A 26449-nucleotide genomic window follows, 5' to 3' on the forward strand; every position below is an offset into this window, starting at 1 on the left:
CGCGCGGAGCGCACGTCAGCCGCGGTCGACGAATCCCTGATCGAGGATCCGCGCCACGACGCGCTCGGCGGCGCGACCGTCATCGCGCGGCACGAAGAGGGTTTTCCACCGGGCGTACCGCTCGGCGAAGATCGACGGATCCACGTCGATCAACGCCCTCTCCAGCTCGTGCTGCGTGCGCACCACCGGTCCCGGAGCCAGATCGAGCAGGTCGAAGAAGAAGCCGCGCATCTCGCCCCGGTAGCGCTCGAGGTCGGGGACGAGGAAGTACAGGGGCTTGCCCGTGACGGCGAAATCGAACATCACCGACGAGTAATCCGTGACGAGGGCGTCCGCGGCGGCGAGCAGGCGCGACGTATCGGGGTAGCCGGTGACGTCGATGACCCGGGGGCCGTGGAGGTCGGCACCCGGCTGCAGCGTGCGGGTGTGCCCGCGCACGAGCACGACGGCGTCGGCCGCCCGCGCGAGAGCGGACGGATCGACGAAGTCGACGATCCGCTCTCGATCGTCGCGCCAGGTCGGGGCGTACAGCAGCACGCGCTCCTCGGGATGGATGCCGAGGCGTCGACGCGTCTCGCGCCCGTCGTCGTGCTGCAGGGCATCGTCGCGCGGGTAGCCCTCGACCCAGACCGGCCGGCCCAGGAACGCGTAGGCCTTGCTCAGCACCCGCGCGGCATACGGGCTCTGCGCCAGCAGGACGTTCCAACGCCGACTCTCCCGCACCACGGCGAGCGCGCGACGCGGATCGAAGCCCGGGCGATACAGGGCGAGTCGCTTGAGCGGGGTCCCGTGCCACGTCTGCAGCACACGCTGTCCGCGACGACGCACGAACCGCCGACGGAGCCAGTCGTTCACCACGAGCAGACGCGCGACTCCACGGGCCCGCCACCAGTCGGGACTGCCCTCGACGACCGCGATCGCCCCGTCGGGGACCTCGACCGACAGATCGACGACGCTCCAGTACCGCGTCACCCCCGGGGCGACGCGCGCGAGCTCGCGGTCGATCGCGAGCGGGTTGCACCCGGCGGTGCGGCCGTAGAAGCTCTCGAAGAACACGGCGTTCTCGAGCGGCTCCCGCCGCCCCGTGGCGTAGCGCCGTTCGATCGCGGCGCGCCCCTCCCCCGACCGGTACACCGGGTCTACGGGGGCCGAGATGGTCACCACCCCGGCGTCGAGCGCGGCACGCAGGCCCACGAGGCCGGTCTCGGCGATCGACGATGCCGACGGATCGGCATCCGTCGCCTCCCCCGGCTCGACGCGCAGACGGTAGCGTCCGGAGGGCAGAGGCAGATCGGCACCGCCCCATCGCGAGACGTGCAGCGGGACGACGGCACGCCAGGTGCGTCCGCGGCCGTGCAGGCGGCCGTACGAGCGCGCCCGCGCCCCCTCGAGCACGACGGATGCCGGGCGGGCGCCCTCTCCGCTGAGCTCGAGCGCGGGCATCCCGGCGTCGTCGAACAGGCGAGCGTCGGTCATGGGCGGTCGTCCTTCCGGGAGGGAGCGGAGCGCAGCCGTGCACGGGCGGCCCGGTAGACGCGCTCGGCGTTGCGGCCGTCGCGGTGGGCGTGCACGCGCGCGCTGCGCTCGCGTGAGGCGGCGAGCGCCGCCGTCGGGTCGGCGAGCACGGCGTCGAGCTGCGTGAGGGCCTCACCCCACGAGCGGGCCGGATCCGTTCCGGCCACGTCGGCGTAGCGGCCGTAGAGACCGCGCCGCGCGGTGTACGCCTCGAGGTCAGGGGCGAAGAACACCACCGGCAGCGGGACGAGCGAGGCGTCGAAGGCGAGCGAGGAGTAGTCGGTGATGAGGGCGTCGAGTCCGGGCAGCAGCGGCGTGACGTCGGCGACGCGGTCGCTGCCGAGGTCGGCGATGCGGTCCGTGTCCCGCGGAGGGCGGTAATCGCCCGCGCCGAGGGGGTGAGAGCGGACCAGGAGCAGAGCGTCGGCGGCATCGAGCGTCGCGCCGATGCGCTCCCACTCCCCCGCGTCGGGCACCGCCGGGTCGGGCTCTCCATCGCGCCACGTGGGCGCGTAGAGCACCACGCGGCGCTCGCCCAGCGGCATCCCGAGCAGGTGCGCGAGCCCCTCGCGCGCCACCCGGCGTCGCGACTCGGCATCGCCGGCCGACAGCACGTCGACACGCGGCTCACCGGTGACCGGCACCCGCTCGTCGGTGAGCGAGAAGGCGCTCTCGAGACGCCCGCGCACCAGGTGCGAGGCCGCCGGCAGGAGCGCGATGCGCCGGGTGGCACGCCGGTACAGCGTCCGCAGCACCGGCGAGAGCACCCCGGGAAGCACGGGGCTGCGGGTGGTCTCCGCCGAGTCGAGGCCGATGCGCTTGAGCGGGATCCCGTGCCACAGCTGCACGATCACGGCCCCTGTGGTGGCGTAGCGCTGCACGTCGCCGAAGCCGTGCGTCACGACGATCACGCGGGCCCGCGCGGTGCGCCAGAATCCCGCCGCGCTGTCGCGCCGCACCCACCGGATGCCGAGGCGCTCCGCCTCGCGGGCCTGATCGGCGTCGGCGACGAGCCAGGTCGTGTGCTCCCCGTGGGCGGCGGCGACGGCGTGGAGGGCGAGCGCTCCGTCGGCGAGTCCGACCGCGCACCCGAACACCCACTCGCCGCGGGAGCGCGGCACGACGGCGGTGACGAGACGACCGGCGACGTACAGGGGGATGCGGCGGAGTTTCCGGGCGTTCCCCGCACCGAACGAGAAAGACGCCACCCCGCGAGCCTATCGCGGGGTGGCGTCTCGTCTTCCGGGCTCAGCCCTGGGTCATCGTCCCCAGGGTGACCTCGGCGGTCTTCTCCTGACCGTTGCGGAGATAGGTGACCTCCGCCTTCGCGCCGGACGCGAGAGCGCGCACCTGGGCGGTGAGGTCGATCGAGTTCGTCACCGGGATGCCGTTGAACTTCGTGATGATGTCGCCCTTCGTCAGGCCCGCGGCCTGCGCCGCACCGCCCGAGACGGCCTCGGCCACGTACGCGCCGGTCGTCGTCGCACCCTGGATGCCACTGGCATCCTGCACCGACGCGCCCAGCAGACCGTGGGTCGCCGAACCGGTGTCGATGATCTCCTCCGAGATGCGCTTGGCGATGTCGGAGGGGATCGAGAAGCCCACGCCGATGTTGCCCGACTGGCTGCCCGACGCCGACGATCCGCCGGCGCTCGCGATGGCGACGTTGATGCCGATCAGCTTGCCCTCGTCGTCGACCAGCGCACCGCCGGAGTTGCCGGGGTTGATGGCCGCGTCGGTCTGGATCACGGCGATCTTGATCGTCGAGGTGGCCGACTGCGACTGCTGCCCCTGGCCGAAGTCGAAGCGGAACGGGCTCTCCTGTCCCGGCTCGCTCTGCTGCGAGTCGGATCCGTCGGAGGGGGCGGCCGACGACGCGACCTGGATCGACCGGTTCAGCGCGCTGACGATGCCGGTGGTCACCGTGTTCGACAGTCCCAGCGGAGCACCGATCGCGGTGGTCGAGTCGCCCACGTTGAGCTTCGAGGAGTCGCCCCACTCGACGGGGGTGAGACCCGAGGCGTCGGTCAGCTTGATGACCGCGAGGTCGTAGGTGGGGTCGGTGCCGACCACGGTGGCCGCGTAGACGCGTCCGTCGGAGGTGGTCACCGAGAGCTTCGCGTCGCCGGTCTGACCGTCGAGCGTGACGACGTGCGTGTTGGTGAGCACGTAGCCGTCGGCGCTCAGGATGACGCCCGAGCCCGTCCCGCCGGCCGAGGTACCGGTCGCGCTGATGGTGACGACGCTCGGCACGACCTTGGAGGCCACGGCGGCGGTGTCGTTGACGTTGTTGGGATCGTTCACCGTGATCGCGGTGGGCCCCGACACGGTGGAGGCGTCGGAGCCGCCCCAGAGGTTGACGCCGGCGTACGCGCCACCCAGCCCCGCACCACCGCCGACGAGGGCGGCGGCGACGAGGAGGGCCGCGATGCGCGGAGCCGAGCTCTTCTTGCGGGGGGCGGCGGGGGCCGGGTCGTGCAGCGACAGCGTGGGGTGGGCGTCGGTGGCGGCGGGGCCGAAGGCCTGGCCGGTGGGGGCCGTGGCGCCCGAGGGGGCGGAGGCGTATCCGCCGTGCGCGGGCTGCGCTCCGGGCTGGGCGGGGAGGCCGGGCTGGGCGCTGCCCGCGGCGGGCGGAGGCCACGCGGCCGCAGCGGCGGCGGGCGAGCGCGTCGGCAGCGGGGGCACGTCGGCGCGCGGCGCGGCGGCCGGGACGTCGGCGGCGGGCGCTGCCGGGGTCTGCGCGGCGTCGGCGCCGGCGGGGGTCGGGGTGTGGTGCTGCGACGACGTGGGCGCCTCAGCGTTGTGGCTGTTGTCGTTACCCTCGGGACGGTTGTCCGTGGTGTCGCTCATGGGATGCTCCTTCTTCCAGGCGCTTCTACGATGACCGCGGATCCTGTGGGCCACCTATGACGAGCGTGAGTCGCCTCTATGGGTCTCGCAGCAAGCCACCGCGAGAGGTCGGGGGCGCCGAACGCCCCTCTCGAGGTGTAGCACGTCGCCCCGTGACGGCATTCCCGCTTGCGCTGCGCGCCGTGCGGCATCCTGGGAGGATGCAGCACATTCCCGGCGCCTGGCAGCGCACCGCCCGCGGCGCGGGACTCCTCGCCGCCGACGGCTCCTCGGTCCCCACGATCTTCGCCGAGATGAGCGCGCTCGCCGCCTCCACCGGAGCCCTCAACCTGGGCCAGGGCTTCCCCGACGAAGACGGCCCCGAGGCCGTGCTCGACGCGGCCCGGAAGGCCATCGCCGACGGAGTGAACCAGTACGCTCCCGGACGCGGCTACCCCGACCTGCTCGCCGCGGTCGCCGAGCATCAGCGGCGTTTCTACGGCATCGAGCTCGACCCCGCCCGCGAGGTCCTCGTGACGGTGGGAGCCACCGAGGCGCTCGCCGCCACACTGCTGGCGCTCGTCGACGGGCCCGACGACGAGGTCGTGGTGTTCGAGCCCTACTACGACTCCTACGCCGCCTGCGTCGCCCTCGCGGGTGCGAAGCTCGTCACGGTGCCCCTGCAGTGGCCCGACTTCCAGCCCGACCTCGCGCAGCTGACATCCGCGGTCACCGACCGCACGCGCGTGATCCTCGTCAACGATCCGCACAACCCCACCGGCACCGTGTTCACGCGCGAGGTGCTCGACGAGATCGTGCGCCTCGCGCACCGTCACGACGCGATCATCGTCACCGACGAGGTCTACGAGCACCTCGTCTTCGACGGCCCCCATGTGCCCCTCACGACCCTGCCGGGGGCCGCCGAGCGCACCGTGTCGATCTCGTCGGCGGGCAAGACCTTCTCGCTCACGGGATGGAAGACCGGGTGGGTGACCGGGCCCGCCGACCTGGTGTCGGCGGTGCTGGCGGTCAAGCAGTTCCTCACCTACGTCGGCGGGTCGCCGTTCCAGCCCGCGATCGCGGTGGGTCTGCGCCTGCCCGACGCCTTCTTCGCCTCCGTCGCTTCCGAGATGGCCGCCAAGGCCGCCCTGCTGGGCACCGGCCTGCGCGCGGCGGGGTTCGAGGTGTCCGCCCCGGGCGGCTCCTACTTCACGGTGGTGGATGCCGCCCCGCTCGGCGCCACCGACGCCGACACGTTCTGCCGCGAGCTGCCCGCCCGCGCGGGTGTCGTCGGCATCCCGCTCACGGCCTTCGTCTCGCCCGAGCACCGCGATCGCTACGCCACGCTCGTGCGGTTCGCGGCGTGCAAACGGGTGGAGGTGCTCGCCGACGCGGCGGAACGGCTCGCCGGGATGCGGCGCGACTGACCTCCCTCAGACGCGCGCGATGGGGCGACCCGCCCCCTCCTCCTCGCTCGACGTCGCCCGCAGCAGCGCGATGCGCCCGTCGACGACGTCGTAGACGCCGAGGCTCGACGAGTGCACGCGCTCGCCGTCGAAGCCACGCATCGACCACGCGGTCCTCACGACCAGCGATGCCCCCTCGAGATGACTCTCGGTGGCCTCCACCGAGACCTCGCGCGAGATGATCTCGGCCAACCAGGCGCGGATCTCGTCGCTCCCCACCGCGAGGGTCCGGCCGCCGCAGGCCCGGCCGTCGGCGTAGCGCACCCGGATGATGCGCGCTGCGTCGGCGAATACCCGAGCGGCGGTCTCGAGGTCGCCGTCCGTGATCGCCGCCAGCAGGCGTCGCACCGGCTCGATCGGGGTCGGAGGGGTGTGCAGGTCTGCGGTCATGGGGGAGAGGGTAGACAGCCGGCGCACACCGTTTCGCCGAGACCGGCGGGCGCACACCGGGTGATCCGCGCTGACCAGGCGCGCGGAAACGGGCCCCCGTGCGGTCAGCGCGGCGTGACGCGGAACCGGCGCAGCGCCAGCGCGGGATTCACGCGGCGCACGCGGGCGATGGCATCCGGGTCGATGTGGGCGACCGCGACGTCGGTGGACGTGCCGATCTGCGCCATCGCGACTCCCTGCGGGTCGACGATCATCGAGTGCCCCACGCCCAGCGGCGGAGAGTGGTCGGCCGCGGCGACGAAGAAGGTGTTCTCGATCGCCCGCGCCTGCACGAGGGTGCGCCAGTGATGCTCCTTGAGCGGCCCCCGCACCCACTCGGCGGGGATCAGGGCCACGTCGACCGCGGCATCGGCCAGCGTGCGGGCCACCTCCGGGAAGCGCAGGTCGTAACAGGTCATGAGCCCGAACCGCAGCCCCGCGGTCTCGAACGTCTGGGGCGGCGCGATCTCGCCCGGCTCCACCCAGTCGGACTCCCGTTGCCCGAAGGCGTCGTAGAGGTGCAGCTTGCGGTACACCGCTCGGATGCCGTCGCGCGCCACCGCGACGACCGTGTTGCGCACGCGCCGGCCGTCGTCGGCGCGCTCGAGCAGCCCCGCGACGACCACGACGTCGAGCTCGTCCGCGAGCGCGGTGAGGGCCCGGACGAAAGGCCCGTCGAGATCTTCCGCGTTCTCGGCGAGCGACGCGTCGAACGGGTCGACGAAGTAGCTGGAGTATTCGGGGAACACCACCACCCGGGCCCCGCGCGCGGCGGCCGTGCGGGTGGCATCCGCGATGTGGGCGAGGTTGGCCTCACGCGACGCCGCGGGCGCGAACTGCGCCACCGCGACGCCGACGGTCTCGTGGCTCATCGTGCGGTTCCCCTCCCCCGGCGTCGGACGGACACCGGCGCCACGACCCACAGTACGAGGATCACCAGCCCGAGGACGACCCCGGCCGTCACGGCCGCACCCAGGCTCACGACGACGTCGAAGACGAACACCACCACGCCCACCAGCAGAAGGGACACCAGGGCCAGGGCGCCGCGGAGCGCGTTGTGCCCGAACCGCACGAGCGACGGTTTGACCTGCAGATGGAACACCGCCCGGTGCAGGGCCACCGGCGCCAGCGCGACCACGGCGCTCAGGGCTGCGAGACAGATGAGCACGAGGTAGAACGTGCGCTGCGACGACGACAGATCGGCGAACGACGACTGGAAGGCGAGCGCCAAGAGGAAGCCGGTCAGGATCTGCGTACCCGTCTGCAGCACGCGCAGCTCCTGCAGGATCTCGCTCCAGTTGCGGTCGGCGCGCTGCGCGGGGCTCTCCGGGCGTCCGTCGGCGAAATTGTCGAAAGTGTTGCTCACCAGCCCATCTTGGCGCGACACTCCCGGGAGGTGCGTCCGGATTTGCCATGTCGTTCATCTCGGCGTAATGTTTTCTCTTGTGCCGCGGGGTGGAGCAGCTCGGTAGCTCGCTGGGCTCATAACCCAGAGGTCGCAGGTTCAAATCCTGTCCCCGCAACAAGAAGAAGGCCCCGGATCGCGAGATCCGGGGCCTTCTGCCTTTTCCCCCGCGGTCGTTTCCCGGGGCACCGCGTACGTCCCCCGATCTCTCGCCGGGCGCCTGGCCGCCTCGACCTGTGCGGGGGTCGGCGTGTTGTGCATCGGGTTCACCCGGGGAATACTGGGGGAATTGATTGACTTCGCTCAACGATGTGTGAAGACCCGACAGGTCACCGTGGCCTTCGTCGCGGACCCCTCGAAAGAAGGCACTCGTGAGACGTACGTTCACGCACGGCGTGTTGTCGCTGGCGCTGGCGACCTGCTTCGCGGTGGGCGGTTCGGCCGGCGCCGGAGCCGCCTCGGCATCCGTCGACACGTCCGCGTCCGCCGCGGCGACCGTCACGACGCCGCGATCGACCGTCGACGGGTCGGGCATCGCGCCCTCGCCGACAGCGCACGCCCTGCGGTCCACGGGTCTCGACGCGTCCACCCTGCTGGGCTTCTGGGTGGGCGGAGGCGCGTTGGCGCTCGCGACGGCCGCCGTCCTGGTCACCGTCAAGGTCCGGCAGGCGCGCAAGGAGACGGCCGCGGCGAACTCGTCAAGCGGGATCGGCGCGCCTCCGCCGCGCGGTTGACTCGCTGTCATGCACACCACCACCACCGCGCCGCTCGACACCGACGGCCGCGACGCCTCGACTCCGCCGTCACTGCCCTTCGTCCACATGTGGACCGATGTCGACGGCACCAGCCGGCTCGATGGGTCGATGCTCCGCGGCTTCGGGCTGCAGAGCGTGGGCGGCGGCGCCGATCCGCAATGGATGCGGCCGTTCCCCGGCGAGGTGTCCGCCGTGCTCTTCGCGGCGCTGCCGGTGGGATGGGTGGGGCAGTGGCATCCCTCCCCGCATCCGCAGTGGGTGATCCCCCTGCGCGGGCGCTGGTTCCTCGAGACGCAGGACGGCTCGCGCGTCGAGATGGGCCCCGGAGACATCCACTTCGGGCAGGACACCTCCACGGCCGAGATCGACGGGACGACGGGGCATCTCTCCGGCACCGTCGGCGACGAACCGTGCCTGCAGGTGCTGATCCAGTTCGCCGCGTCGCCCGCCGCCCCCACGCCCCACCCCTTCGGCTGAGCCGGCGTCAACCCGCCTGGACCCCACCGGGTCACGGGGTTGACTGATCTCATGCCCCAGATCCCCATCGACGGACGTGTCCTGCAACCGCCCCGCGAGCCTCGCGTCGTCGACGTCGCTCCCCCGCGGGTGTGGGACGACCGTCTCGCCGCCGTGCTGCCGGCATCCTCCCGCCTGCTCTCGCTCTACGACGACGCGACCTGGGCCGAGGGGCCGGCGTGGTGGCCGGCCGAGAACGCGCTCGTCTTCAGCGACGTGATCGGGCGGCGTACGCTCGCTCGGTACGAGGACGGGCGCATCGTCACGGTGCGCGACCGCAGCGACTTCGCCAACGGCAACGCGTTCGACGCGCACGGACGCCTCGTGCAGGCCGAGCACGGCCGCCGCGGGATCAGTCGCACCGACGCCGAGGGCACCCGTCTGCTCGTCGACGCCTACGAGGGAGCTCCCCTGAACTCCCCGAACGACCTGGTCGTGGCCTCGGACGGGGCGATCTGGTTCACCGACCCCACCTACGGCATCTCCGACCCGCGCGAGGGCTACCCCGCCGAGCCCGCTCTCTCGCACCGGAGCGTCTACCGATGGCACGAGAAGACGGGCCTCGAGCGCATGATCGACCTCGACGAGCCGAACGGCCTCGCCTTCAGCCGCGACGAGCGCACGCTCTACATCGCCGAGTCCGACGCCACCGCCCTCCCCCGCGTCGTCGCCTGCGCGTGGGACGGGGAGAGCCTCGGCCCCCCGCGCACCTTCGCGACGGTGGACGCCGGCCTCCCGGACGGATTCGTCGTCGACAGCCGCGACTGGCTCTGGATCTCGAGCGAAGCGGGTGTCGTCATCGTCGACGAGGAGGGTCGGCGGCTCGGGATGATCCCCACGCCCCATGTCGTGAGCAACTGCACCTTCGACGCGGATGAGAAGCGTCTGTTCATCACGGGCGACAGCGACCTGTGGCTCGTGGAGCTGGCGTGACCGACGTCGAGATGGCGCGCATCCCCGCGGGTCGCGTGCTGCGCGGCGATCAGCGGGGCGCGGAGCGGCGCGAGATCGAGGTCGCCTCGTTCGAGATCGGCGTCTATCCCCTGACCGAGGAGCAGCTCGCCGAGCTCCTCGGCATCCCGTCACGGCATCCGCGTCGCCCGGCGACGCAACTCAGCTGGCTGCGGGCCATCCGCCTGTGCAACGCCCTCAGCGAATGGGAGGGGCTCGACCCCCTCTACTCCTTCGACGGCGAGGTGGTGACCGCGGATGCCGACGCCGACGGCTTCCGCCTGCCGACCGAGGACGAGTGGGAGTACGCGTGCCGCGCCGGCTCGACGGGCCCGGCTTACGGCCCCGTGCGGGAGGTCGCATGGACCGCCGGCGACGGTCTGAGCGGCCCCGTCGACGTCGGAGCCCGGATGCCGAACCTCCACGGTCTGTTCGACACCCTCGGCAACGTGTGGGAGTGGTGCAGCGACCTGTACGACCCCGAGGGGGAGAGCGATGCGCGGGTGTTCCGCGGCGGTGGATGGTCGGACGCCCCCGCGCTCGTGCGCGCCTCGGCCCGGCGCGGCGGGCGGCCGCGCGACGCGTTCGACGACGTCGGCGTGCGGGTGGCGCGCGGCCCGCTGCCCTCGCGCAGCTGAGGCGCGGGGGGCACGGACCCCTTCGACAGGCTCAGGGTCCCTCGCGCACGGGTGGGTGAGGGCACGACGGGGGTGGCTGAGCCTGTCGAAGCCACCGACCCCGCGACAGCCGACGGCAACGCGCGTCAGTCGTCGGTCGAGATCGCCTCGGTCAGCTGGTCCATGAACGAGGCGACGGTCTCGAGCTGCGCGTCGTCGAACCCCGCCGCCATCTCGCGCATCGCGCCGAGATGGGCTCCGAAGTGCTGGAAGAACTCGCGCCGCGACTTGTCCGTGAGCACCACCACCCGTGCTCGCCCGTCCGAGGGGTGCGGGAGCCGCTCGAGATGTCCCGAGGCCACCAGACGGTCGATGAGTTTCGTCGTCGACGCCGTCGAGATGCGCAGATGGGCCGCGACGTCGTGGGGACTCACCATCTCTCCGCGCGTCTCGCGGATGGTCAGCATGCGCAGCGTCGCCAGGTCGCTGGCGTTCATCGCCATGTCGCCTTTCATCCCGCTGTGCATGCGATCGAGCGCGTCGCTGAGCGTCTGCACCGCGCGGAGGGTCTGGACCACCGCGGGCCTCGTACCAGAGGTGGAAACGGTGTTGTCCACGGTGGACACCCCCTTTCGCGCTAGGTATAGTCGGGCTCACATCGCTAGCTAAACTAGCAAACGGGAGGCACGATGAGCGAGACCGAATATGTCGTCCTCCTGGACGACTTCGGCAACGAGATCGGCACGGCACCCAAAGCGAGCGTGCACGGCACCGATACGCAACTGCACCTCGCCTTCTCCTGCCATGTCGTGAACAGCCGAGGCGAGGTGCTGGTCACCCGCCGGGCGCTGCACAAGAAGACGTGGCCGGGTGTGTGGACGAACTCGTTCTGCGGCCACCCCGGTCCGGCCGAACCCGTGCTCTCGGCCGTGCATCGGCGTGCGGAATTCGAAGTGGGCCTCACGGTCCGCGACCTCGAGCTCGCCCTCCCCCTCTTCCGGTACCGTGCCGTCGATGCGAGCGGCATCGTCGAGCACGAGATCTGCCCCGTCTACGTCGCCCGCACCGACGACGACCCCCAGCCCAACCCCGACGAGGTCGCCGAGTACCGGTGGGTCGACCCGCTCGACCTCGCGGCATCCCTCGAGGCGACGCCGTGGGCATTCAGCCCGTGGTTGGTCCTTCAGGCGCAGCAGCTTCACCTGTTCGAGTCTCCACCCGTGGTCCGGCGCGCGTCATGATCGCGCTCGACTCCACCCCCCTCGCCCGGCAGGGCATCGACGCCGCGATCGACGTCGCCCTCGAGCGCCTCGATCGGCGGGTGGCCCCGCTCGGCGACGGCGCGCGCGCCCTGGCATCCTCGATCCGTCGTGCCGCCTCCGGCGGGAAGCGCTTCCGCCCGCTGCTCGTCGTCGCGGCCTTCGAGACCCTGCACGGCCCCACGATCGGCCGACCGGCGCTTTACGAGGTGGCCGCAGCCTTCGAGCTGTTGCACACGGCCTTCGTCGTGCACGACGACGTGATCGACCACGACGTCGAACGCCGCGGCGTGCCCAACATCGGCGGCGAGTTCCGCCGACGCGGGCTCGAGAAGGGCGCGGATGCCGGTGGCGCGGCGCTCCTCGGAGACGCGGCCGCGATCCTCGCCGGAGACCTGCTGCTGCACGAGGCCGGGCGCATGATCGCGGTCGCCGAGATCCCGGCATCCCTCCGCGGACAGCTGCTGCAGCTCGTCGACGACGCGGTGCTCGTCTCGGCCGCGGGAGAGCTCGCCGACGTCGAGAACGCCGTCTCGTCGGGCGACGTCGACCCCGAGACCGTCCTGCGCACCACGCACGACAAGACAGCCGTGTACTCGTTCTCGGCGCCCCTGCAGGCCGGGGCCGTGATGGCCGGGGCGGAGCGCTCCACCCAGTGGGCGCTCGAGCGCTTCGGCGAGCGGCTCGGACTCGCCTACCAACTGGTCGACGACCTCATCGGCGCCTTCGGCACGGCCGAGGCATCGGGGAAGGACGAGGGCTGCGACCTGCGCGAGGCGAAGAAGACGCACCTCATCACGCTCGCGCGCGAGAGCGCCGATTGGCCCGAGGTCAGCGCGGCGCTCGCGCAGGCGCACACCGGCCCGGTCGCCGTGCGTGCCGCCCAGAGCGCTCTCGCGAAATCCGGCGCCCGTTCGCGGCTCGAGGTGCTCGTGTGCGAGACGCTGGACGAAGCGGTCGCGATCGTGGAGGCGTCGACGCTGCCGACCGAGTGCCGTCTGATGCTGATCGAGTTGGTCGAGGCCGTGCAGGAGCGCATTCCGTGAGCAACGCCCCCACGGGTCTCGAGCTGTATTCGCAGACGGCCGACGACGTCGCCGCCGCCGTCATCTCCCGCTACTCCACCTCGTTCGGCATCGCCGCGCGGTTGCTCGGCCCCCGCCCGCGACCGCACGTGCGCAACATCTACGCCCTCGTTCGCGTCGCCGACGAGATCGTCGACGGACCCGCGCACGATGCCGGGCTCTCACCCGACCGCGAGCGCGCGGTCCTCGACGGGCTCGAAGCCGAGGTGGCGGAGGCCATCGTCACCGGCTTCAGCGCCAATCTCGTCGTGCACGCCTTCGCCCGCACGGCCCGCGAGTGCGGGATCGGCGACGACCTCATCGCCCCGTTCTTCGCGTCGATGCGCACCGATCTCGACACCGCCGCCCACGACGACCTCTCGCACGACGCCTACGTCTACGGCTCGGCGGAGGTCGTCGGGCTCATGTGCCTGCAGGTGTTCCTGAACGCCGGGATGTCGGCGCCCGCGCGCCCCGCCGCCGACCTCATCGATGGAGCCCGGCGACTCGGGGCGGCGTTCCAGGACGTCAACTTCCTCCGCGACCTCGCCGACGACGCCGACCGTCTCGGCCGCGACTACCTCGACGGCGCGGCCGACGACGAGCGCCGGGTCGCCGTGCTCGACCGCATCGACGCCGACCTCGCCGCCGCGGCATCCGTCATCCCGCACCTTCCGCCGGACTGCCGCGCGGCCGTGACCTGCGCGCACGACCTCTTCGCGGAGTTGTCGCGCCGCCTCCGCCTCTCCCCCGCCGGCGCACCCCGCGTCCGCGTCCCCGACGGTGTCAAAGCCACCCTCGCCGCCCGCGCCCTCCTCGGGCGTCCTCCGAAAGGTTCACGCTCATGAGCGCCCAGCGCATCGTCGTCGTCGGTGGGGGCATCGCCGGACTCGGCACCGCAGCCCTCCTGGCCGACCGCGGCCACGACGTCCAGTTGTTCGAGGCGCGCGATGCGCTCGGCGGCCGCGCCGGGTCGTGGGAGAGCGACGGCTTCCGCTTCGACACCGGTCCGAGCTGGTACCTCATGCCCGAGGTGTTCGACCACTTCTTCCGGCTTCTCGGAACGAGCGCCGACGAGCAGCTCGATCTCGTGCGCCTCGACCCCGCCTACCGCGTCTACGGCCCTCCCGGAAAGGGCGAGCCGATCGACATCGTCTCGGGCCGCGAGGCCGTGCGCGCGCTGTTCGAGGAGCACGAGCCCGGCTCGGGCGACAACCTCGAGGCGTACCTCGACTCCGCGAAGGACGCCTACGAGCTGTCGACGTCGAAGTTCCTCTACGACCCGTACTCGTCGACCAAGGGGCTGCGCGACCCGGCGCTCGTGAAGCGGCTGCCCACCCTCATCCCGCTGCTCACCCGCACGTTGTGGAAGCGCATCACCGACTCGTTCACGAACACGCGCCTGCAGCAGATCCTCGCGTACCCCGCGGTGTTCCTCGGCGGATCGCCGTTCGAGGTGCCGAGCCTGTACCACCTCATGAGCCACCTCGACCTGGGCGACGGCGTGCTGTACCCCAAGGGCGGCATGACCGAGATCATCCGGGCGATCGAGAAGCTCGCCCGCGAGCGCGGCGTGCGCATCGAGACATCCTCTCCGGTGGATGCCATCATCACCGAGTCGGGGATCGCTCGCGGCGTGCGCCTGGCCGACGGGCGGGTCATCTCGGCGGATGCCGTGGTCTCGGGCGCCGACCTGCATCACACCGAGAACGACCTCCTCGAGGAGAAGGACCGCCAGTACCCCGAGAAGTGGTGGAAGGACAAGGTGCCCAGCCCCGGCGCACTCCTGCTGCTGCTCGGGGTGAAGGGCGAGCTGCCGCAGCTCACGCACCACACCCTGCTCTTCACCGACGACTGGCACACGAACTTCGACGCCATCTTCGGCGCGGACAAGAAGATCCCCGACCCGGCGTCGATCTACATCTGCCGCCCCAGCGCATCGGACGACTCGGTCGCACCCGAGGGTCACGAGAACCTGTTCGTCCTCGTGCCCGTGCCCGCCGACCCCGTCAGCGGACGCGGCGGCGTCGACCGGGCCGGAGACGAGCGGATCGAGCAGGCCGCCGACCGCGTGATCGCCCAGATCGCCGAGTGGACCGGCGTCCCCGACCTCGCCGAGCGGATCGTGGTGCGCAAGACCATCGCCCCCGAGGACTTCGCGCACGACCTCAAGGCGTGGCACGGCAACTCGCTCGGGCTCGCGCACACGCTGAACCAGAGCGCGATCTTCCGCCCGAAGAACCGCTCGCGCAAGGTCTCGAACCTCTATTACGCGGGGACCTCGGTGCTGCCCGGCATCGGTCTGCCCATGTGCCTGATCTCGGCCGAGCTGGTGGTCAAGCGCATGACGGGCGACAAGACCCCCGGCCCCCTGGCGGAACCCGCGCGCGCGGTGGTCTGAGGTGCCGGGGATCTACCTGGGTGCGATCCTCTTCTCGCTGGTCGGCATGATGCTCATCGACGGGAAGTACTCGCTCGCCCTCCGGGTCGCGCCCGTGCGCACGGTCGCTGCGGTGCTGATCGGGACGGCGTTCTTCCTCGCGTGGGATCTGGTCGGGATCGTCACGGGCGTCTTCGTGAAGGGCGAGAGTCCGCTCTTCGTCGGCGTGATGCTCGCTCCGCACCTGCCCCTGGAGGAGCTGTTCTTCCTCCTCTTCCTCAGCTACCTCACCGTCGTCCTGTTCGCCGTCTTCGAGCGACGCGCGCGGGCGCGGGCCCGCGTGCGGGAGTCGTCGTGACCTACCCGCTCATCGTCGTGCCGTTCGTGGTGCTCACGGCCATCGTGACCGTCTCGACGGTGCGGATGCCGGGATTCCGCCGCCGCATGGCATCCTCCGCCGTCACCGCCCTCGTGCTGATCGGCCTCACCCTCGTCTTCGACAACCTCATGATCGCCGTCGACCTGTTCTCGTATCCTCAGGAGCACCTGAGCGGGCTGCGGCTCGGCCTCGCGCCGATCGAGGACTTCGCGTACCCCCTGTGCGCGGCGTTCCTGCTCCCGGCGCTGTACACCCTGCTCACGCCCCGCCCTCTGCAGAAGGACTCCGCATGACCACGCCCGCCCTCACCCCCGGTCGCGTGGCGCGCGAGCTCTTCGTGTCGTCGCGGCCGGTCAGCTGGATCAACACGGCCTTCCCCTTCGCCGCCGCCTACCTGCTGACCACGCGGCAGATCGATGCACCGCTGGTCGTCGGCATCCTGTTCTTCCTCGTGCCGTACAACCTCGCGATGTACGGGGTCAACGACGTGTTCGACTACGAATCCGACCTGCGCAATCCCCGCAAGGGCGGCACGCACGGTGCCGTGCTGGCCAAGCGCATGCACCCCATCACCCTGTGGGCCTCGGCCCTGTCGTGCCTGCCGTTCGTGGTGTACCTCGTGATCATCGGGTCGCCGCTGTCGTGGCTCGTGCTCGCGCTGAGCCTCTTCTTCGTCGTGTTCTATTCGGCGCCCCCGCTGCGGCTCAAGGAACGCCCGTTCCTGGACTCGATGACCAGCAGCATCCACTTCTTCTCCCCCGCCGTCTACGGGCTCGTGCTCGCCGGTGCGGTCTGGACGTGGCAGCTCGTGTTCGTCTTCATCGCCTTCGCCCTGTGGGGCATCGCGTCGCACGCCTTCGGCGCGGTGCAGGACGTCGAGGCCGACCGCGCGGCCGACATCTCGTCGATCGCCACCGCCCGCGGAGCGCGCTGGACCGTGCGCTTCGCCCTGACGGCCTACGCGCTGGCGGGGGTGGCGATGCTCTTCACGGCATGGCCGGGGCCGCTGGCCGCCGTCCTGGTCATCCCGTACCTGGTGGTGTGCTGGCCGTACCGGAACGTGACGGATGCCGAGAGCGACCGCGCCACCGCCGGGTGGAACCGCTTCCTGTGGCTCAACCAGTTCGCCGGCTTCGGTACGACGATGCTGCTCATCTGGTGGTGGTTCCTGAGCGTCTGACGCGCTCCGCGCGCGGGGCGCCCGGCACCCCGTCGAGTCTCCGGGACACGCCGCTGTCCGCCGGTGGATGCGGCGTGTTTCGGACACTCGCGTGCCCTCCGAGCGCCACGCCGACGCTGCTCCCGCGCTGACGAGACGAGGCGCGAGCCGCCCCGCGCCCGCGCGCCGGCGCTCTCCCGCGCCAGCGTGTTGAGGCCGCGGCACCCCCGCGCCCCCGCGGAAACGTCGAGTGTCCAGGACACGCCGCTCGGCGCGCGAGGATGCGGCGTGTCCTGGACACTCGACGGGTTGGGCAGCGCCCGGGAGCGTGTGCGAGCGACCGGAGACACCGGCAACGACGACGCCGGCGCCCCGCGCGAAGCGGGACGCCGGCGTCGTCGTGAGGAGCGAGGTCAGCCCGCGGGCGTGGCCTCGGGGGTCGGCGTCGCGGTCGGCGACAGCGTCGCCGTTCCGCCCTGACCCTGGCTCTCGAGGTCGAGCAAGCGCTGCACGGCCGCGGTCAGGCGGGCGTCCTGCGTGGCGAACTCGGCGAGGTCGCCGCTGGTCAGCGCCGCCTGGCGCGCGCTCAGCGCGTCGCGCGCCTCCTGCAGCGCCGCCGCATAGTCGCCGGCCGGAACCGTGGGATTCGTGGTCGTCCCGTCGCCCGCGTTCTGATCCGTCGGTGTGACCGTCGAGTCACCGGTGCTGGCACCGGAGTCGCCGCCGAACAGCGTGTCGAGGGCTTCGCTCAGCGTGTTCTCGAACGCGATCTTGTTGCCGAAGGCGACCAGCACGCGCCGCAGCTGCGGGAGCTTGGTGTCACCCGACGACTGCACGAACACCGGCTGCACGTACAGCAGACCGCCGCCGACAGGGAGGGTGAGCAGGTTGCCCGGGAGCACCTGCGACTGACCCTGCTGCAGGATGTTGATCTGCGACGACACGTTCGTGTCGGAGTCGAAGGTGTTCTGCACCTGACCCGGACCGGGCACCGTCGTCGTCGAGTCGATCACGAGCATGCGCAATCGTCCGTAGTCCTCGCGCTTGGTCCCCTTGACGTCACCGGCGTTGGCGTCGACGGCGAGATAGCCGGTCAGCACGTTTCTCGCCTGACCACCCTGGGATGCCGGGATGAAGCTCGTGAACATCGAGAACGTCGGCTCGTCCTGGCTCGGCATCTTCATCGTCAGGTAGTACGGCGGCTGGAACGTCGCCGGGTCCTGCGGGTCGTTCGGCGTGGTCCACCGGTTGTCCTGGCGGTAGAACGAGGTCGCATCGTCGACGTGGTAGACGCCGAGCATCGAGCGCTGCACCTTCATGAGGTCGGTCGGGTAGCGCACGTGGCTCATGAGGTCGGCCGACATGTCGCTCCAGGGCTTGAGCGACGAGGGGTAGATGTTCTGCCATGCCTGCAGCAGCGGGTCCTGGTCGTCCCACGCGTAGAGCTGCACCGAACCGTCGTAGGCGTCGACCGTGGCCTTCACCGAGTTGCGGATGTAGTTAATGTCATCCAGCGCGTAGGTGGGAGCCGGGTTGTTCGAGTCCGCGATGGCGCGCGAGAGCGAGACACCCGTGGAGTACGGGTAGTTCGAGCTCGTGGTGTAGCCGTCGATGACCCACTTGATGCGACCGTCGACGACCGTGGGGTACGGGTCGCTGTCGAGCGTCAGGTACGGCGCGACCTTCTGCACGCGCTCCTTGGGGTCGCGGTCGTAGAGGATCTGCGAGTCGGCGTTGACGCTGTCGGAGAAGAGGATCTGCTCCGACTGGAACTTCAGCGCGTAGATGAGGCGGTTGAAGACGTTGCCCACGCTCGGCCCGCCGTTGCCGGTGAACGTCGTGCGGGTCTCGGTGCCGCCATCGGCGCCCAGGGGGTAGTCGAGCTCGATCGGGTCGGTGCCCTCGGGCGCCCCGACGATCGAGTACTGCGGCGAGCTCTCGCCGAAGTACACGCGCGGCTCGTAGTTCAGGTCGGTCAGGAAGCCCGTCCCCGGGATCGCCTGCTCCAAGAACACCGGGTCGCCGTCGGCGGTGCGCTCGTTACCGGCGGCCGCGACCATGCCGTAGCCGTGCGTGTAGACGAGGGTGGTGTTCTGCCACGACGCGGCGTCGCCCAGCTGCCCGATGTTCAGCTCGCGCAGCGACACCACGGTGTCCTGCGTCTTGCCGTCGATCGTGTAGCGGTCGACGTCGAGGGGGTTCGTGAACTGGTAGTAGGCCCGGTACTGCTCGAGCTGGCGGACGGTGGGGCCGATGATCGCCGGGTCCATGATGCGCAGCTGCGCCGTGGACTCGGCGTCGTTGCGCAGCTGACCGGCCTCGGCCTCGGTGGTGGCCTGGAAGTTCTCCTTCTCGACGTTGTCGATGCCGTAGGCGGCCTTCGTCCCGTCGAGGTTGCGCTGGTAGTACTGGCTCTCGAGCGTGAGCTCGTTGGGACGCACCTGGAACGTGGTCACGGCCCACGGGATCGCCGCCCCCACCACGATCGCCGAGACGACCAGGAGGGCGGTTCCGATGAGCGGGTAGCGCCAGCGTCCGATGAACGCCGTCACGAAGAACGCCAGGGCGACGATGACCGCCGCGATCGCGAGGATCGTCTGACCGGGGATGACGGCGTTGGCACCCACGTATCCCGGACCGGTGATGCGCTCCGACGGCTCCACGAGCTGGCGGAACCGGTCGAGCCACAGGCTCGCGCCCTGCAGGAGCAGGTAGAGGCCCGCGAGCAGGGCGAGCTGAATGCGTGCCGCCTTGGAGATGCGCAGCTCGCGCTGGCCGATGCGGACCGAACCATAGAGGTACGACACGACGCCGGTCAGCAGCAGGCACACCAGCACGACCGCCGACGCGAATCCGAGGGCGGCGGCGTAGAACGGCATCCCGAACAGGTAGAAGCCGGTGTCGAGGCCGAACTGGGGGTCGGTGGTCGAGGTGGCGACGCCGTTGGCCCAGAGCCACGTGGTCTCCCACTGCGCCGAGGCGGCGAAGCCGGCGAAGAAGCCGAAGAAGATCGGGATGCCCCACATCGCCAGGCGACGCAGCGGCTCGACGACCTCCTGGTAGCGGTCGAGCTGCGAGCTCAGCCGCGCGTAGACGGGACGAAGGCGGTACGCCAGCTGGATGACGCCCCAGACCGGGATCGCCATGGCGAGGAAGCCGACGACGAACATCACCGTCCGCGCGATCCATTGGGTGGTCAGCACGCCCGTGAACCCGAGCTGCGAGAACCACAGCCAGTCCGAGTAGAGGTTCGCGAAGACGAAGAACGCCACGACCAGCGCGGCGATCACCGCCAGGGTGATCGAGATGATCCGTCGAGAGCGATTCGGGGGCGTGGCCTGGTTCGGCGCTGAGGTCGTGGTCACCCCTTCATCCTAGGCGCGGCGTTCCGGGGGTTCGCCGTGAATGCTACGTTCCCGAACCACACGTGGGCAGCGCGTCGAGATCGCCGCCCTCGCGAATCGTCCGCAGCACCGTCATCGACTGTTCCAGGGTCGAGGTCGAGAACACCCGGATGCCGTCGGGCACGTGGCCGACGACCTCGTTGCAGTTCGATTCCGGGGCGAGGAACACCGTCGCTCCGGCATCCCGCGCTCCGTACAGCTTCTGGCGGATGCCGCCGATCGGGCCCACGTTGCCGTCGGCGTCGATCGTGCCGGTGCCGGCGATGTGCTGGCCGCCGGTGAGGTCTCCGTCGCTCATCTTGTCGATGATGCCGAGGGCGAACATCATGCCGGCGCTCGGTCCGCCGACGTCATTGAGCTGGATCTTCACGTCGACGGGCAGGTCGAAGGACTCCTGCAGGCCGATGCCGAGCAGCCACTGCGGCTGACCGTCCACCTCCGTCTGCTTCGGCGTCACGGTGACCGTGCCCGGGGTGTCGTCGCGGGTGTACGCCACCGTGACCGGCGCTCCGGCCGCGGCCTGCACCGCGGCGCGGACCGCGTCGACGTTGGCCGCGGCCACCGCATCCACCGAGGTGACGACATCGCCCACCTGCAGCGCTCCCGCGGCGGCTCCGGCGTCGTCGACCGTTCCGACGGCGATCTCGCCGGGCACGTCGTACCCGAGCTCGCGGAGCGCCGCGGCGCTGGCCTCCAGCTGCGAATCGCTCATCAGGGCGGCGTTCTCGGTGTTGCGCTGCTCGGTGGTCTGCCCGGCGGGGAAGATGCGGTCGATCGGCACGACGGCGCGCGAGCGGTCGAACCACGCCTGGGCGAGCTCGAGCCACGAGGGCGTGCGCTCGCGGTTGCCGCTGACCTGGACCGTGAGCAGGTCGAGCTGGCCGGTGGTCGTGCTGTCCTTTTCCTCCGGTACCGAGATGAGCGGGACCTCCTGGCCGTCGGCGGTGGTCGTGGTGCCGAGGGTGTTGAAGACGGGGCCGGGCTGCTGGATGACGTAGGCCGAGGGCAGCAACGACATCACCAGCAGGATGACGAACGCCACCGCGAGCGACCACACGCCGACGACGGAGCCGCGTCGCCAGCGCTGTCGGGGCGCGGGCGCGGGAGAGGCGTTTTCGTCGAACAGCGTCACAGTGGGGAGTCCTTCGTCGGGGTCGTTCGCGCGCGGCGTAAGCGGCGAGGGGCCGGGCCGACTGTTGCGGGGAAACGTGCGACTAGCGTAGATCTCGTTCCCCCAGACCTGGCTGAAAGGCGGCTGAAGTGGCAGACGACGACAAGAGCCCTGAAGAAGAGTTCCAGGAGCTCATGCGTCGCCTCATGTCGGGCGACACCAGCGGCATCGATCCCGAACAGCTCTCGCGCCTGTCGGGCATGCAGATCGACCCCGCGATGCTGCAGCAGGTGATGAATCAGCTCCAGGGCGCGTTCAACGGCACGCAGGAGGGCGTCGACTGGAGCCTCGCGGAGCGCCAGGCCCTGCACATCGCGAACCAGGACGGTCTCGGGGTGACCACCGGCCAGCGCACCGACCTGGATCAGGCCTTCACCCTCGCGGGTCTCTGGCTGGGCGAGGCGACGGCGATCAGCGACCTCCCGCGCCCCCCGCGCGCCGTCACGCGCGGCGCCTGGGTGAGCGCCACCCTGCCGGTGTGGCAGGAGCTCGCGGAGCCCGTGGCCACGAGCATCGCCGACGCGCTCACCGCCGCCCTCGGGCAGCAGGCTCCCGACGACATGCAGGACATGATCGCGGGCGCCGGACGACTCATGCGCACCGTCGGCGGATCGCTGTTCGCCACGCAGCTGGGTCACGTCGTCGGACGCCTGTCGACCGAGGTCGTGGGCGGCGGAGACGTCGGCATCCCGCTCATGCCCGACGGCGACGCGGCGATCCTGCCGCAGAACTTCGCGGACTTCGGCCGCGACCTCGAGATCCCCGACGATCAGCTCGCCCTCTACCTCGCCACGCGGGAACTCGCCCATGCACGCCTTTTCCGGCACGCGCGGTGGCTGCGGCTGCACGTCATCTCGCAGGTGCGCGACTTCGCGCACGGCATCCGCGTCGACACCGACGCGCTCGAGGAGCTCGCCACGCGCTTCGACCCGTCGCAGCCCGACGAGCTCCGCGGCGCGCTCGAGAGCGGAGCGCTGCTGCCCGAACGCTCCGAGGAGCAGACGGCGGCGCTCACGCGGCTCGAGAACCTGCTCGCGACCATCGAGGGATGGGTCGACGTCGTGACGGAGGACGCCACCTCGCGCCTTCCCTCGGCCGCCCGCATCGCCGAGGCCGTGCGGCGCCGCCGCGCGGTGGGTGGTCCCGCCGAGCAGGCCCTCGGCTCGCTCGTGGGCCTGGAGCTGCGCCCCCGGCGCATGCGCGAAGCCGCCGCCATGTGGCGCGCCGTGACCGCGGCCGTCGGCGTCGAGGGCCGTGACGCGCTGTGGGACTACCCCGACCTCATGCCCTCGTCCGACGACATCGACGACCCGGCCGCCCTCATCGCCCGTGTCACCGCCGCCTCCCGCGGCGAGGCCGCCCCCGCCGACGCGATGGACGACGCGCTCGCCCAGCTGCTGGCCGAGGAGGCCGGCGGCGGCCGATCGGATGCCGACTCCACGACGACCTCGGCCGATGCGGACGGCGCGGCGCCCGACGCCGACCCCGACGACGACGCCGCACCGGGAGACCAACGACCGGTGTGACGGCGATGGTCGTGGCGAGGGGCTGAGGCTCCTCGCCACGGTCGTCCGTGCGCGTGCGGACGGGTGCGGTCGCGCGGGGCACGCGAGCACGTGGCGGTGGGCGCGGCGCGGGCTGGATCGGCGCGGGCTGGATCGGCGCGGGGGCGGGTTGGTCGGCGCGGGGCGGGTTCGTCGCGGCGTACGCGGGTCGGCCGGCGCGGTGACGCCTCCTCCCCACCCCGTCCTCACCGACGGGTACGTGTGGACAACGGCATCCCGGGGCGAGGGTCGCGCGATGATCGGGCCATGATCCGCCTCTCCCCCTCCGCCGTCCCCCTCTGGCGCGATGACGGCCGCGTGCAGTTCGGCGCTCCGGCTCTTGCCGTCACCCCCTCCGCCGCAGAGTGGGTCGACGTCGTCGTGAGCGCTCTCGTCGAGGGCACGACGCACGCGGCCGTCCGCAGCCTGGCGCGCCTGCACGGCGCGCCGGAGAACGAGGCCGACGAGCTGCTCGCGGCCGTCGGCCCCGCGCTGCGCACGCGCCGACGGCATCCCCCGATCGCGCTTCAGACCGCCGACGACCTGCCACCACGCGCTGTCCGCGCGGTCCTGGCCGCCCTCCCCGCGCGCAGCCGGGTGCTCCCGTGGGCCGGGCCGCTGGCGGAAACGGCCCCACCGGGCACCGTGGTCGTGATGCTCGGCGCCTACCGCGTCGACCCGCGTCGGGCCGCGACGTACATGCGCGACGACGTCACGCACCTCCCGCTCACGCTCGACGGAGGGCGGGCGCGGATCGGTCCGGTGATACGGCCGGGCCGCACGGCCTGCCTGGCCTGCCTCGACGCCGATCGACGTCGCGACGATCCGCAGTGGCCCGTCGTGGCCCCGCAGTTGATCGGACGCCCCCGACCCGACGTCGACGTCGCCCTTGCCGCCGAGGCCGGGCGCGCCGCGCGGTTTCTGCTCAGCGCCCCGACCGGGGTGACGACGAGGTCGCTGCGCCTCGACGTCGATTCGTTCCCGCGGGTCTGGGAGCTTCATCGGCCGAGCGCAGACTGCCACTGCCGATCTCCCGCAGGAAGCGCGACGGCGACCGCTCCATCCGCCCGTAGCCGCGAGCCCAGCTCACCGACAACGTCCGCGCGGCGCGCGTGACCCCGACGTAGGCGAGACGACGTTCCTCGTCGACCGCCTCGAACGTCTTCGCATATGAGATGGGCAGCAGCCCCTCACTGACACCGATGAGGTAGACGTGGCTCCATTCGAGACCCTTCGCGGCGTGCAGGGTCGCCAGCGTCACCGTGCGGGTCGTCGGCTCGTGCTGGTCGCGCGCGCGTGCCTGCAGATCATCGGTGAAGCCGCGCAGGTCGGTGCCCTCCGGTGCCTCCTCGGCCAGGCGCAGCAGCGCCGCGCGCGCCTCCCACGCCTCGCGCAGGGCGCCGCCCGCCTCCGGCGGGTCGTCGGTGAGGCCGATGCTGCGCAGCACGTCGCGCACCGTCGGGAGGAATCCCGTCTGCATCGGAGCGACCGAGGCGGCCCGCAACGCCATGAGCGCCTGGCGCACCTCGGGCAGGTCGAAGAACTTGCGTCCTCCGAGCACGGATGCCGCGATCCCCACCGCGGCGAGAGCCGAGAGCACCGCGGCGGACTGCGCGTGCGATCGATACAGCACGGCGATGTCGTGCGGATCGACGCCGCGGGCCAGAGCCTCGGCGATCGAGCGCGCGACGGCCGCGGCCTCGGCCTCGTCGTCGTCGTAGGCGCGCACGGTCGGCACCGGAGCCTCGTCGGCGCGGGCCGCGACCAGCTCGAGGGCGCCCGCCCGGCCGCGCATGAGGTCGTTGGCGACGGCGAGCACGGGCGCGGCGGAACGGTAGTTGCGCTCGAGGCGCACCACCCGTGCGTCGTCGTGCGTGCGTTCGAACTCCAGCAGGTATCGCGCGTCGGCTCCGGTGAAGGAATACACCGTCTGGCTCGCGTCGCCGACGACGCAGAGGTCGCGCCGGTCGCCGAGCCACAGTTCCAGGAGGCGGTTCTGCAGGGGCGAGACGTCCTGGTACTCGTCGACGGTGAAGTGACGGTACTGCTCGCGCACCGCCGCCGCGACCCTCGGCTCCGCCTCGATCATGCCCGCGCAGGTCAGCAGGACGTCTTCGAAGTCCATCTGTCGACGCTCGTCCTTGAGTTTCTCGTACGCACGCTGCAGCGCGACCACCTGGTCGACGCCGAGACGACCGACACCCTCAGGTCGATCCGTCGCATACTGCTCGATCGAGCGCAGGGTGACCTTCCGCCACTCGATCGCCGCCGCCACGTCGCGCAACGTCGCGGTATCGGGGGCCAGCCCCACCCCGTCGGCGGCATGCGCGAGCATCCGCACCTTGTTGTCGATGATCGACGGGGCCTGGTCGCCCGCGAGCGTGGGCCAGAAGAAGTTGACCTGGGCCAGGGCCGCGGCGTGGAACGTGCGCGCCGACACCCCCGACACCCCGAGTGCACGGAGTCGGCCCCGCATCTCCCCCGCCGCCTTCGCGGTGAAGGTCACCGCCATCACCCGCTGCGGCGAATACGCCCCCGTGTCGACCCCGTGCGCGATGCGCCGCGTGATGACGCGGGTCTTGCCCGTTCCGGCACCCGCGAGCACGCAGACCGGACCCCGCAGGGCGCGCGCCGCCTCGAGCTGGTGCTCGTCGAGGCCGTCGAGAGGCCCCGTCACGCGACGCCCCGGAACCAGTCGTCGATCAGCTTTCGGGCGATGGAGGCCGGCCCCGGCAGCTGCACCGATCCCTCGCCCCTCAGGGCGGCGCCGATCTCCTCACGGTCGAACCAGCGCACCTCGACGATCTCCTCGCCATCGGCACGTGCTTCGTCATCGGCCACCACGCGCGCACGGAAGCCCAGCATCAGCGAACGCGGGTACGGCCACGCCTGCGAGCCGCGGTACGAGATGTCGTCGAGCCGCACGCCCGACTCCTCGCCGACCTCGCGGCGCACCGCGTCTTCGAGCGACTCCCCCGCTTCGGCGAACCCGGCGAAGCAGGAGTACCGGTCTCCACCCCAGGCGGCGTTCGCGCCGAGCAGGATGCGGTCATCCGACTCGGCCGACTGCACCAGCACGATCACCGCGGGGTCGGTGCGGGGGAAGTGCTCGCGTCCGCACGAGGGGCAGTGCCGTGACCATCCGGCGTGCCGGAGGTCGGTACGCGCCCCGCACGCGGGGCAGAAGGGCGCGTCGCGCAGCCAGCCCGCCAGAGCGACGGCGGTGGTGAGGACCTCCGCCTCCGACTCGGGCAGATCGCCTCCGGCGGTACGCAGCGCGGCCCATTCGGCATCCCGGACGAGATCGTCGGGGGCGTCGTCGGGCAGCACCGCGAGCAGGAGCGCGACGCCGTCGACGGCGTGCCCCAGGAACGCCCATTCGCGCACCTCGACGCCGGCGGATGCCAGGTGCCCGCGCTCCAGGAGCGCGAGGCGACCGGCACGCACCGGTGCCGCGTCTCGCCGCACCGCCAGGATCCGGGTCGCCGCGTCGGCTCGAGCGCGCTCGAGGAGGCCCTCGTCGTCGCGCTCCGCTCCAGAGCGGTCGACGTGCAGCGGAAGCGGGGACTCGGCCGGGGCGGACGCGGGATGCGGCATCGGACACCT

Annotated in this window: 24 protein-coding genes and 1 tRNA gene; 14 read left to right on the forward strand and 11 right to left on the reverse strand. The window is 71.6% G+C overall.

Going from position 1 to position 26449, the window contains the following annotated elements:
• Nucleotides 1–15: 15 nt before the first annotated feature.
• Genes AB0N82_RS12990 through AB0N82_RS13000 form a run of 3 tightly spaced genes read right to left on the reverse strand, consistent with a single transcriptional unit; the run spans nt 16 to nt 4365 of the window.
• A complete protein-coding gene (locus tag AB0N82_RS12990; protein ID WP_363392078.1) occupies nt 16–1476 on the reverse strand; it encodes a CDP-glycerol glycerophosphotransferase family protein in 1461 nt (486 codons plus the stop codon).
• Nucleotides 1473–2723, reverse strand: a complete 1251-nt coding sequence (locus AB0N82_RS12995) for a CDP-glycerol glycerophosphotransferase family protein (RefSeq protein WP_363392080.1) — start codon at nt 2721–2723, stop codon at nt 1473–1475. The genes AB0N82_RS12990 and AB0N82_RS12995 overlap by 4 nt, the downstream gene beginning before the upstream one ends.
• Nucleotides 2724–2763: 40 nt before the next feature.
• A complete protein-coding gene (locus AB0N82_RS13000) occupies nt 2764–4365 on the reverse strand; it encodes a trypsin-like peptidase domain-containing protein (RefSeq protein ID WP_363392082.1) in 1602 nt (533 codons plus the stop codon).
• Nucleotides 4366–4565: 200 nt separating this feature from the next.
• On the opposite strand from AB0N82_RS13000, the gene AB0N82_RS13005 reads away from it, so the two are divergent.
• Nucleotides 4566–5771 carry an aminotransferase class I/II-fold pyridoxal phosphate-dependent enzyme gene (locus AB0N82_RS13005; protein ID WP_363392084.1) on the forward strand — a complete coding sequence of 402 codons (1206 nt, stop codon included), beginning with the start codon at nt 4566–4568 and terminating at the stop codon, nt 5769–5771.
• Nucleotides 5772–5777: 6 nt separating this feature from the next.
• On the opposite strand, the gene AB0N82_RS13010 is transcribed toward AB0N82_RS13005, so the two are convergent.
• The 3 genes from AB0N82_RS13010 to AB0N82_RS13020 all read right to left on the reverse strand — a co-directional run bounded on the left by AB0N82_RS13010 (nt 5778) and on the right by AB0N82_RS13020 (nt 7605).
• Nucleotides 5778–6200, reverse strand: coding sequence for a nuclear transport factor 2 family protein (locus AB0N82_RS13010; RefSeq protein ID WP_363392087.1), 423 nt, complete (start codon nt 6198–6200; stop codon nt 5778–5780).
• Between the two features lie 104 nt (nt 6201–6304).
• Nucleotides 6305–7111: a carbon-nitrogen hydrolase family protein gene (locus tag AB0N82_RS13015; protein WP_363392089.1), complete on the reverse strand. Its 807-nt coding sequence runs from the start codon at nt 7109–7111 to the stop codon at nt 6305–6307.
• Nucleotides 7108–7605, reverse strand: a complete 498-nt coding sequence (locus tag AB0N82_RS13020) for a DUF6328 family protein (RefSeq protein WP_363392091.1) — start codon at nt 7603–7605, stop codon at nt 7108–7110. The genes AB0N82_RS13015 and AB0N82_RS13020 overlap by 4 nt, the downstream gene beginning before the upstream one ends.
• Before the next feature lie 83 nt (nt 7606–7688).
• Between AB0N82_RS13020 and AB0N82_RS13025 the strand changes: the two genes are divergently transcribed.
• The 5 genes from AB0N82_RS13025 (at nt 7689) to AB0N82_RS13045 (ending at nt 10504) form a co-directional block, all read left to right on the forward strand.
• Nucleotides 7689–7762 (forward strand) — tRNA-Met (locus AB0N82_RS13025).
• 253 nt (nt 7763–8015) lie between these two features.
• Complete coding sequence (locus tag AB0N82_RS13030) at nt 8016–8378, forward strand: hypothetical protein (protein ID WP_315995411.1); 363 nt, start codon at nt 8016–8018, stop codon at nt 8376–8378.
• 9 nt (nt 8379–8387) lie between these two features.
• Nucleotides 8388–8876 (forward strand): hypothetical protein, encoded by a 489-nt coding sequence (locus AB0N82_RS13035; RefSeq protein ID WP_363392092.1) that lies wholly within the window; start codon nt 8388–8390, stop codon nt 8874–8876.
• A gap of 51 nt (nt 8877–8927) precedes the next feature.
• Entirely contained in the window at nt 8928–9848 is a 921-nt protein-coding gene (locus tag AB0N82_RS13040; RefSeq protein WP_363392094.1) for an SMP-30/gluconolactonase/LRE family protein, read from the forward strand.
• Nucleotides 9845–10504, forward strand: coding sequence for an SUMF1/EgtB/PvdO family nonheme iron enzyme (locus AB0N82_RS13045; RefSeq protein WP_315995408.1), 660 nt, complete (start codon nt 9845–9847; stop codon nt 10502–10504). Before AB0N82_RS13040 ends, AB0N82_RS13045 begins: the two co-directional genes overlap by 4 nt.
• A 125-nt stretch (nt 10505–10629) precedes the next feature.
• Here AB0N82_RS13045 and AB0N82_RS13050 read toward each other — a convergent pair whose 3' ends face one another.
• A complete protein-coding gene (locus AB0N82_RS13050; protein WP_315995407.1) occupies nt 10630–11061 on the reverse strand; it encodes a MarR family transcriptional regulator in 432 nt (143 codons plus the stop codon).
• Between the two features lie 111 nt (nt 11062–11172).
• Here AB0N82_RS13050 and idi point away from each other — a divergent pair, with 111 nt between their 5' ends.
• The 7 genes from idi to AB0N82_RS13085 are packed head-to-tail and all read left to right on the forward strand — an operon-like array spanning nt 11173 to nt 16745.
• Nucleotides 11173–11724, forward strand: a complete 552-nt coding sequence (idi, locus tag AB0N82_RS13055) for an isopentenyl-diphosphate Delta-isomerase (RefSeq protein ID WP_315995406.1) — start codon at nt 11173–11175, stop codon at nt 11722–11724.
• A complete protein-coding gene (locus tag AB0N82_RS13060) occupies nt 11721–12788 on the forward strand; it encodes a polyprenyl synthetase family protein (protein ID WP_315995405.1) in 1068 nt (355 codons plus the stop codon). The genes idi and AB0N82_RS13060 overlap by 4 nt, the downstream gene beginning before the upstream one ends.
• Nucleotides 12785–13654: a squalene/phytoene synthase family protein gene (locus tag AB0N82_RS13065; RefSeq protein WP_363392097.1), complete on the forward strand. Its 870-nt coding sequence runs from the start codon at nt 12785–12787 to the stop codon at nt 13652–13654. Before AB0N82_RS13060 ends, AB0N82_RS13065 begins: the two co-directional genes overlap by 4 nt.
• Nucleotides 13651–15207 (forward strand): phytoene desaturase family protein, encoded by a 1557-nt coding sequence (crtI, locus tag AB0N82_RS13070; RefSeq protein WP_315995403.1) that lies wholly within the window; start codon nt 13651–13653, stop codon nt 15205–15207. The genes AB0N82_RS13065 and crtI overlap by 4 nt, the downstream gene beginning before the upstream one ends.
• A gap of 1 nt (nt 15208) precedes the next feature.
• Nucleotides 15209–15544 (forward strand): lycopene cyclase domain-containing protein, encoded by a 336-nt coding sequence (locus tag AB0N82_RS13075; RefSeq protein ID WP_363392099.1) that lies wholly within the window; start codon nt 15209–15211, stop codon nt 15542–15544.
• Nucleotides 15541–15858 (forward strand): lycopene cyclase domain-containing protein, encoded by a 318-nt coding sequence (locus AB0N82_RS13080; RefSeq protein WP_315995401.1) that lies wholly within the window; start codon nt 15541–15543, stop codon nt 15856–15858. The genes AB0N82_RS13075 and AB0N82_RS13080 overlap by 4 nt, the downstream gene beginning before the upstream one ends.
• A complete protein-coding gene (locus AB0N82_RS13085; protein WP_363392101.1) occupies nt 15855–16745 on the forward strand; it encodes a prenyltransferase in 891 nt (296 codons plus the stop codon). Before AB0N82_RS13080 ends, AB0N82_RS13085 begins: the two co-directional genes overlap by 4 nt.
• A 392-nt stretch (nt 16746–17137) precedes the next feature.
• Here the strand turns inward: AB0N82_RS13085 and AB0N82_RS13090 are convergent, their stop codons facing one another.
• Entirely contained in the window at nt 17138–20089 is a 2952-nt protein-coding gene (locus tag AB0N82_RS13090; protein ID WP_315995399.1) for a UPF0182 family protein, read from the reverse strand.
• Nucleotides 20090–20132: 43 nt separating this feature from the next.
• Nucleotides 20133–21260, reverse strand: a complete 1128-nt coding sequence (locus tag AB0N82_RS13095; RefSeq protein WP_363392104.1) for a S16 family serine protease — start codon at nt 21258–21260, stop codon at nt 20133–20135.
• Between the two features lie 128 nt (nt 21261–21388).
• Between AB0N82_RS13095 and AB0N82_RS13100 the strand changes: the two genes are divergently transcribed.
• On the forward strand, nt 21389–22825 hold the full coding sequence (locus AB0N82_RS13100; RefSeq protein ID WP_363392106.1) for a zinc-dependent metalloprotease: 1437 nt from the start codon (nt 21389–21391) through the stop codon (nt 22823–22825).
• 943 nt (nt 22826–23768) lie between these two features.
• On the opposite strand, the gene AB0N82_RS13105 is transcribed toward AB0N82_RS13100, so the two are convergent.
• Complete coding sequence (locus tag AB0N82_RS13105) at nt 23769–25520, reverse strand: ATP-dependent helicase (protein WP_363392107.1); 1752 nt, start codon at nt 25518–25520, stop codon at nt 23769–23771.
• The gene (gene nudC, locus AB0N82_RS13110) at nt 25517–26440 is read right to left on the reverse strand and encodes an NAD(+) diphosphatase (RefSeq protein WP_363392109.1); all 924 of its coding nucleotides are present in this window, start codon (nt 26438–26440) and stop codon (nt 25517–25519) included. Before nudC ends, AB0N82_RS13105 begins: the two co-directional genes overlap by 4 nt.
• Between the last annotated feature and the right edge of the window lie 9 nt (nt 26441–26449).

The organism is Microbacterium sp. NPDC089186, from assembly GCF_040685115.1.
Classification (GTDB): Bacteria; Actinomycetota; Actinomycetes; order Actinomycetales; family Microbacteriaceae; genus Microbacterium; species Microbacterium galbum.

What these genes read in the sequence shown, in the direction of transcription:
- AB0N82_RS12990 (WP_363392078.1), bottom strand. Translation starts at nt 1,476, where the DNA reads ATGACCGACGCTCGCCTGTTCGACGACGCCGGGATGCCCGCGCTCGAG.
- AB0N82_RS13000 (WP_363392082.1), bottom strand. Translation starts at nt 4,365, where the DNA reads ATGAGCGACACCACGGACAACCGTCCCGAGGGTAACGACAACAGCCAC.
- AB0N82_RS13005 (WP_363392084.1), top strand. Translation starts at nt 4,566, where the DNA reads ATGCAGCACATTCCCGGCGCCTGGCAGCGCACCGCCCGCGGCGCGGGA.
- AB0N82_RS13010 (WP_363392087.1), bottom strand. Translation starts at nt 6,200, where the DNA reads ATGACCGCAGACCTGCACACCCCTCCGACCCCGATCGAGCCGGTGCGA.
- AB0N82_RS13015 (WP_363392089.1), bottom strand. Translation starts at nt 7,111, where the DNA reads ATGAGCCACGAGACCGTCGGCGTCGCGGTGGCGCAGTTCGCGCCCGCG.
- AB0N82_RS13035 (WP_363392092.1), top strand. Translation starts at nt 8,388, where the DNA reads ATGCACACCACCACCACCGCGCCGCTCGACACCGACGGCCGCGACGCC.
- AB0N82_RS13040 (WP_363392094.1), top strand. Translation starts at nt 8,928, where the DNA reads ATGCCCCAGATCCCCATCGACGGACGTGTCCTGCAACCGCCCCGCGAG.
- idi (WP_315995406.1), top strand. Translation starts at nt 11,173, where the DNA reads ATGAGCGAGACCGAATATGTCGTCCTCCTGGACGACTTCGGCAACGAG.
- AB0N82_RS13060 (WP_315995405.1), top strand. Translation starts at nt 11,721, where the DNA reads ATGATCGCGCTCGACTCCACCCCCCTCGCCCGGCAGGGCATCGACGCC.
- crtI (WP_315995403.1), top strand. Translation starts at nt 13,651, where the DNA reads ATGAGCGCCCAGCGCATCGTCGTCGTCGGTGGGGGCATCGCCGGACTC.
- AB0N82_RS13085 (WP_363392101.1), top strand. Translation starts at nt 15,855, where the DNA reads ATGACCACGCCCGCCCTCACCCCCGGTCGCGTGGCGCGCGAGCTCTTC.
- nudC (WP_363392109.1), bottom strand. Translation starts at nt 26,440, where the DNA reads ATGCCGCATCCCGCGTCCGCCCCGGCCGAGTCCCCGCTTCCGCTGCAC.